The following is a 692-nucleotide window of genomic DNA, read 5'->3' as shown; positions in this document are numbered from 1 at the left end:
CAAAACGTGTTTCGTTGTGTTTAATAGTTTGAATACTATGCGCCAACACATCTAAATTAAATATATTAGCTGCTAGTACACTAGCTATTGCGCCAACACCTTTTAGTTTATTTTTATGTATTCTATCAGCAACTTCGGCAGTGTCTTTATCTTCTACCAATTTAATATGCGGATGATTTTTAAAAAACTCTTTGCACTGTAGCAATGCCATTGGGTGCGAGTATACTTCTTTAATATCAATTATAGTTTGCCCTGGCAATGCCATTAAATTATGCTGAATATCTAAATAATGCTCTCCAACAACATGCAAATTATAATTATCAATTAATGCATAGTTGGGTATTATTGAACCTGCTATAGAGTTTTCTAAAGCCATTATAGCCGCATCACATTCTTTAGTAATTAGGGCTTCAACAACTCTATCAAAGGTTAAGCACTCAATTAGGTTTACGTTTTCATCAAAAAACTGTTGAGAAACAATGTGATGAAAAGATCCTTTAACTCCTTGTATTGCTACTGATTTTATCATAAAAAAAAGTCTCGATTTTCACCGAGACTTATACTTTAATTTATTATTTAAATTTATACATACAATGTCTCGTTCCTTTTGCTAAAAAAGAAATAATAAAAACCAAAATATGTATAAACTGCTGTTGTTCTCATAATTATGTGGCTAAAGTAAATAATATTTT

General features: G+C 30.2%; 1 protein-coding gene. It reads right to left on the bottom strand.

The window, feature by feature from the left end:
• On the bottom strand, positions 1 to 529 hold a 529-nt coding region (locus tag FUA24_RS17280; protein ID WP_317131964.1), incomplete at its 3' end, for a prephenate dehydratase domain-containing protein.
• Positions 530 to 692: the final 163 nt, after the last annotated feature.

The sequence above is a fragment of the Seonamhaeicola marinus genome (genome assembly GCF_008085455.1).
This window is presented reverse-complemented; position numbering and strand designations above follow the sequence as displayed.